The sequence below is a fragment of the Marinobacter sp. MBR-99 genome, assembly GCF_040547575.1.
Lineage (GTDB): Bacteria > Pseudomonadota > Gammaproteobacteria > Pseudomonadales > Oleiphilaceae > Marinobacter.
This window is the reverse complement of the sequence record NZ_JBEPPY010000049.1, coordinates 1-1,920: the sequence shown is the minus strand read 5'-3', so window position 1 is coordinate 1,920 and position 1,920 is coordinate 1. Positions and strand designations below refer to the sequence as shown.

Annotated in this window: 4 protein-coding genes; 1 reads left to right on the top strand and 3 read right to left on the bottom strand. The window is 51.6% G+C overall.

Annotation, left to right across the window (positions count from 1 at the left end; all coding sequences use genetic code 11):
* Positions 1 to 431: hypothetical protein (locus ABIE59_RS19895; RefSeq protein WP_354449536.1), on the top strand; the 431-nt coding region annotated here is incomplete at its 5' end.
* On the opposite strand, the gene ABIE59_RS19890 is transcribed toward ABIE59_RS19895, so the two are convergent.
* The 3 genes from ABIE59_RS19890 to ABIE59_RS19880 all read right to left on the bottom strand — a co-directional run bounded on the left by ABIE59_RS19890 (position 428) and on the right by ABIE59_RS19880 (position 1,681).
* Positions 428 to 1,141 (bottom strand): alpha/beta hydrolase family protein, encoded by a 714-nt coding sequence (locus ABIE59_RS19890; RefSeq protein ID WP_354449535.1) that lies wholly within the window; start codon positions 1,139 to 1,141, stop codon positions 428 to 430. The genes ABIE59_RS19895 and ABIE59_RS19890 overlap by 4 nt on opposite strands.
* 94 nt (positions 1,142 to 1,235) lie before the next feature.
* Positions 1,236 to 1,508 (bottom strand): hypothetical protein, encoded by a 273-nt coding sequence (locus ABIE59_RS19885; protein WP_286810067.1) that lies wholly within the window; start codon positions 1,506 to 1,508, stop codon positions 1,236 to 1,238.
* Positions 1,505 to 1,681, bottom strand: coding sequence for a hypothetical protein (locus tag ABIE59_RS19880; RefSeq protein WP_354449534.1), 177 nt, complete (start codon positions 1,679 to 1,681; stop codon positions 1,505 to 1,507). The genes ABIE59_RS19885 and ABIE59_RS19880 overlap by 4 nt, the downstream gene beginning before the upstream one ends.
* Positions 1,682 to 1,920 lie beyond the last annotated feature (239 nt).

Genomic DNA, 1,920 nt, shown 5'->3' with positions numbered 1-1,920 from the left:
CCCCGCGTCGCTACGCTCCGATGGGTGGCAGCCTTGCTCCGGTCCGGGTGGCAGGCTTCACGTGGAATGGGTGGCAACCTTCAGCGGTTTACGCAGCTTTGCCCGCTTTCATTTCTTTAACAGATTGGAGCAGCTTGTTGCCAAGCTCCTCAGCACTCAGAGTCTCATTACTCATTTTCCAGTACCTCACGAATCGACTTCAGGATATGCGCGGGTATGTTCTCCTTGAAGGCCTTCTTGTAGATCACCAACAGCCAGATCTCACCATTAGCCAACCAGGCGAAGAAGGCACTTCGCTCTTCCTCGGTCCAAATTTTTCTGGCATCTGCTTCGAATGTTGCGGTTTCGATGATGGTAAACGTGACCACCAATATACGTCATTGACGGATTTTTTTGCAAAGTGGCGGATGGAAGGGTTATCGCGAAGCTAAGCGGTAGGCCTGCCGAAGGCGGGACTGTCCGCTTGAGCGCCTGGTTGGGCGTCGGGCCCTTGGAGCCCGCTAAGCTCCGTCATGATCCTTTCAATTACATGTGTTCGCACAGCAGGTTTGATCTCTTTTTCTGGATAGCACCTCACCAGATCAATATGACTTACGCCCTCGTGCGCATGAAACATGTGGTTTTCGACCCGTTGCGAGGCTCTGCTCCCAACAGCCTCGTTCATTTGGTGACTTCGATCGCACCCTAGCAGGTCACCCTTCGAGAAGAAGTTAAGACACACATCAACATTTGTCGGTACGGTGCGAGGATCGAAACCCCACCGTCCTGGGAATACTCGCCCCAGCCCTCCTGCGGCAATGCTGACGAGCAGTGCAACATCCACACCTCGCCGCTCAAGCTCAAGTGCAACCTTGACCGCCTGGAACCCGCCCTGACTATACCCGAGAATCACGAGATTCTGCCCCTCGTTACGTGATGCTTGTAAGTCATCTGATATCGAATCAACCGAGTGCAGGTGACCATACAGTGTCACGTCTGACAGGCCCTTGCTTCTAAGGTAATGCAGCAAGTTGCGCTGCATCAGTCGTCGGGCCATGAAGCCGTAAATCACCGCAACGCGTGGACCGGAATAGCTGCCGCATTTTTTTGGTCGGTCAGGAATCTGCAACCGTTGGACTAAGCTCATCAGTTTACTATCCAAGAAGTATCCCCTTGCAGTGCCCAACGCCCGCCATCACCGGTGACAGAACCGCAGCGAAGCGGAGGTTTTGGCATCCGGTGCATGGCCTGGTTAGCTATCGATCCTCGTGCAAGCGACCTTCCACATATTTGTGAAGGATGCTGGCAACAAGTGTTTGGTAGGGGATGCCTTCTGCCAGGGCTTTCTTCTGAAGCCCCCTAAGATCCTTGGAGGATAGTCTGATGTTAATACGGGCATCTTTCTTGAACATGGCCTCGGCGTATTGCTGATGCCGCAGTTTCCTGTCTTCACTGTCTGGCGACCTCTGCAGCTCTCCTGCATCGAATGCATCCAGAATTTCCTGCTCTTCTTTATCCAGCCTACTCATTTTGGACCTCCCAAATAGGTTTTGGTCGCTTTCCGGCTCGGGATGATCGTTTTCAGAAAAACCTCATCCTCTGACTCCACAAAGGGCACCAAAAACGCATACCCCTCAATCTCAATCACATGAATTTGTTGCCCCGGATATCGCTCCTGATTTGGATGCTCGAACGTATCCAAGATGCCTCCAACCGAAATATGCAAAACCACATCCTCGAAAGAGACGTTCCTTTCTGCTTGGAGAAGCTTGTTCTTCTCTGGGTTCCATGTAATAGGTTTCATGGGTCAAAGTTTAGCACATTGTGTGCTTTTTGTACTCACTAGCTAACGAGGCTGTAGAAAAACCCAATTTTGAGCTCTGCCTACCGCCTGATTTTTGTAATTTTTGTCGCGGCCATCACTGACCGATGATTCCGATT

What these genes read in the sequence shown, in the direction of transcription:
- ABIE59_RS19885 (WP_286810067.1), bottom strand. Translation starts at nt 1,508, where the DNA reads ATGAGTAGGCTGGATAAAGAAGAGCAGGAAATTCTGGATGCATTCGAT.